At 68.4% G+C, this 3,805-nt stretch carries 4 protein-coding genes; 1 reads left to right on the top strand and 3 read right to left on the bottom strand.

The window, feature by feature from the left end; genetic code table 11:
* The 3 genes from G3N93_RS36050 to G3N93_RS36040 form a co-directional block, all read right to left on the bottom strand.
* The coding region (locus tag G3N93_RS36050) for a Gfo/Idh/MocA family protein (RefSeq protein WP_206135145.1) at nucleotides 1-261 on the bottom strand (261 nt) is incomplete at its 3' end.
* A 36-nt stretch (nucleotides 262-297) separates the two neighbouring features.
* Nucleotides 298-1,227, bottom strand: a complete 930-nt coding sequence (locus tag G3N93_RS36045; RefSeq protein WP_206135144.1) for a dihydrodipicolinate synthase family protein — start codon at nucleotides 1,225-1,227, stop codon at nucleotides 298-300.
* A gap of 103 nt (nucleotides 1,228-1,330) precedes the next feature.
* Nucleotides 1,331-3,082 (bottom strand): IlvD/Edd family dehydratase, encoded by a 1,752-nt coding sequence (locus tag G3N93_RS36040; RefSeq protein WP_206135143.1) that lies wholly within the window; start codon nucleotides 3,080-3,082, stop codon nucleotides 1,331-1,333.
* Nucleotides 3,083-3,195: 113 nt separating this feature from the next.
* On the opposite strand from G3N93_RS36040, the gene G3N93_RS36035 reads away from it, so the two are divergent.
* Nucleotides 3,196-3,805 (top strand): LysR family transcriptional regulator (locus G3N93_RS36035; RefSeq protein WP_206135142.1); only part of this gene is annotated, 610 nt, incomplete at its 3' end.

Raw genomic sequence — 3,805 nt, 5'->3', positions numbered from 1 at the left:
CACGTGCTTGCCGGCTTCGAACGCGGCGCGCGCCTGCGCGTAGCGCACCTGCGGCGGCGCGCACAGCGACACGGCGTCGAGTTCGCGCTCGGCGGCCAGCAGCGCACGCAGATCGTGATAGTTGCGTACGCCAGCCACTTCCGCGTGGCGGCTCGCACAGGCGGTCAGCTTGAAACCCGGTTCGGCGTCGATCGCCGGCAGATGCTGGTCGCGCGCAATCTTGCCGATGCCGACGACACCCAGCGAAACCTGATCACTCATCGTGCATGCCTCCTTCGCGTATCGTTCGGTGATCGTTCAGCGCGCCCAGCGCAGCACGAGCGGATCGAGCCGCCGCGCGATCGCGAGCAGTTCCGCGCGCGTGTCCGGATGCAGTTCCGGCATCGGATGCCGCGGCCGCTCGCACGCGATCACGCCGCCTTCGCGCATCAGCGCCTTCGCGGTGAGAATTCCGGACTGGCGGTTCTCGTGATTGATCAGCGGCAGCCAGGCCTGGTAGCGCGCGTAGGCGTCGTCATGCCGGCCGTCGCGCCACGCTTCGAGGATCGGCCGGATGCCGTCCGGATACGCGCCGCCCGTCATCGCGCCCGTCGCGCCCGCATGCAGATCGGCGAGCAGCGTGATGGCCTCCTCGCCGTCCCACGGCCCCTCGATCGCGTCGCCGCCGAGCCGGATCAGCTCGCGCAGCTTGTTCGCGGCGCCCGGCGTCTCGATCTTGAAGTACGCGACCTGTTCGATCTCGCGCGCCATCCGGGCGAGGAACGGGGCAGACAGCGCGGTGCCGCTCGCGGGCGCATCCTGAACCATGATCGGGATCGAGATCGCATCGGACACGCGCGCATAGAACGCGAAGATCTGCGCTTCGGGCACGCGAAACGTCGCGCCGTGATACGGCGGCATCGCCATCACCATCGCCGCGCCGAGCTGCTGCGCGCGCAGGCTGCGCGCCGCGCACACCTGCGTGCTGTAGTGCGACGTCGTGACGATCACCGGCACGCGACCCGCGACGTGTTCGAGGATCGTGCGCGTGAGCACATCGCGTTCGTCGTCGGTGATCGCGAACTGTTCGGAAAAGTTCGCGAGGATGCACAGCCCGTCCGAGCCCGCGTCGATCATGAAATCGACCGCGCGCTTCTGGCTTGCGAGGTCGAGTTCGCCGGTGTCGGTAAACGTCGTCGGGACGACGGGGAAAATGCCGCGATAACGCGGCGTGCTGCTCGATGTCATGGTTCGCGTCCTGCGCCGGCCCCTGTGGCGGCCGGCCGTCATGCGTTCACGGTTTCACGAAGCGCGGGCCGGGAAAGCCCGCCACCGGCTGTTGCGCAGCCGCTCAATGCGAATGGCTCGGCACCTCCGCGCCGCGCGTGCCGACCAGGAAGTCGAGATCGCACCCCTCATCGGCCTGCAGCACGTGATCGATGTACAACCGTGCGTAGCCGCCCTTGCCGAGCTGGCCGGCCACGCCCGGCGCCGCGGCCGGATCGACGTCCGACAGGCGGCGCTGCAGTTCGTCATCCGGAATGTCGAGATGCAGCGTGCCGGCCTCGCAGTCGAGCTCGATCCAGTCGCCGTTGCGCACGGCCGCGAGCGGCCCGCCGGCGGCGGCCTCCGGCGCGACGTGCAGCACGACCGTGCCGTACGCGGTGCCGCTCATCCGCGCGTCGGAAATCCGCACCATGTCCTTCACGCCCTGGCGCAACAGCTTCGGCGGCAGCCCCATGTTGCCGACCTCGGCCATCCCCGGATACCCGCGCGGCCCGCAGTTCTTCAGCACCATCACGGAGCTTGCGTCGACGTCGAGCGCCTCGTCGTTGATCGTCGCCTTGTAGTGTTCGAGGTTCTCGAACACGACCGCCCGGCCGCGATGCTTGAGCAGCTCGGGGCTCGCCGCCGACGGCTTCAGCACCGCACCGCGCGGCGCAAGATTGCCGCGCAGGATGCGGATGCCGCCGTCCGCGATCAACGGCCGGTCGAGCGGGCGGATCACCTCGTCGTCGTAGTTCGGCGCTTCGCGCACGTTGTCCCACAGCGACTTGCCGTTCACCGTCAGCGCATCCGGGTTCGGCAGCAGCCCGCCTTCGCCGAGCCGGCGCAACACCGCCGGCAGCCCGCCCGCGTAATAGAACTCCTCCATCAGGAAGCGCCCCGACGGCATCAGGTCGACGATCGTCGGCGTGTCGCGGCCGATGCGCATCCAGTCTTCCAGTTCGAGCGGCACGCCGATGCGGCCCGCGATCGCCTTCAGGTGGATCACCGCATTGGTCGAGCCGCCGATCGCCGCATTCGCGCGGATCGCGTTCTCGAACGCCGCGCGCGTGAGGATCTTCGACAGCACGAGCCCTTCCAGCGTCATCTCGACGATGCGGATGCCGGACATGTGCGCGAGCACGTAGCGACGCGAATCGACGGCCGGAATCGCCGCGTTGTGCGGCAGCGCGACGCCGAGCGCCTCGGCCATGCACGCCATCGTCGACGCGGTGCCCATCGTGTTGCAGGTACCGGCCGAGCGCGACATCCCGGCTTCGGCCGACAGGAAATGATGCAGGTCGATCTCGCCGGCCTTCAGCGCTTCGTGCAGTTGCCACACGGCCGTGCCCGAGCCGATGTTCCGGCCTTCGAGCTTGCCGTTCAGCATCGGGCCGCCCGACACGACGATCGCCGGCACGTCGCAGCTCGCCGCGCCCATCAGCAGCGCGGGCGTCGTCTTGTCGCAGCCGGCCAGCAGCACGACCGCATCGATCGGATTGCCGCGGATCGCCTCCTCGACGTCCATCGACGCGAGGTTGCGCGTGAGCATCGCCGACGGGCGCAGGTTCGATTCACCGTTCGAGAACACCGGGAACTCGACCGGAAAGCCGCCGGCCTCGGAGATCCCGCGCTTCACGTGCTCGGCGAGCTTGCGGAAGTGCGCATTGCACGGCGTCAGTTCGGACCACGTATTGCAGATGCCGATGATCGGCCGGCCATCGAACTCGTGATCGGGGATGCCCTGGTTCTTCATCCAGCTCCGGTACATGAAGCCGTTCTTGTCGTTCGTGCCGAACCATTGTGTGGAGCGCAGCCTGGGTTTCGTTGCCGACATCGTCAGTCCTGTGGTGACGGGTACCGGCGCAGTCTAGGCAGAATTTTGATAACTCGCTAATGACGTTTTTGGCGATTACGATATCCATTTCGATATCGATATAAACCCGTACGATGCCCGATGCCAGCCCGTGGGGAAACCGTGGTCGCCTGAAGACGCGCCAGCTTCTGCTGGTCGTCGCGCTTGCCGACGAAGGCAGCATTCACCGCGCGGCGGCCGCGCTGAACATGACGCAGCCGGCCGCGTCGAAGCTGCTGCGTGAACTCGAGGAATCGATCGGCGCGGTGCTGTTCGAGCGCCTGCCGCGCGGAATGCGGCCGACGCTGTACGGCGACGCGCTGATCCGCCACGCGCGCGCGGCGCTCGGCAGCCTCGATCAGGCGCACGAGGAGCTGGCCGCGCTGAAGGCCGGCCATCTCGGCCATGTGGCGGTGGGGGCGATCACGTCACCGGGCCTGCGGCTCGTGCCGCCGGCCGTCGCCGCCGTAAAGGGGACGCATGCCGGCCTGCACGTGTCGGTCGAGATCGACACCAGCAACGGGCTGCTCGAACATCTTGCGCAGGACAAGATCGACATCGTGCTCGGCCGGCTCTCCGCCGACCACGACCAGCTGCGACTCCGCTACGCACCGTTGACCGGCGACCCCGCCGCCGCCGTCCTGCGGCCCGGCCATCCGCCGCTCGCGCCGGCTCCCCTATCACTCCCCTCACTACCGCGCGCCC

The sequence above is a fragment of the Burkholderia sp. Se-20378 genome, assembly GCF_017104665.1.
Classification (GTDB): domain Bacteria; phylum Pseudomonadota; class Gammaproteobacteria; order Burkholderiales; family Burkholderiaceae; genus Burkholderia; species Burkholderia lata.
Note: the sequence above shows the minus strand (reverse complement) of the source record. Positions and strands in the feature narration are given on the sequence as shown.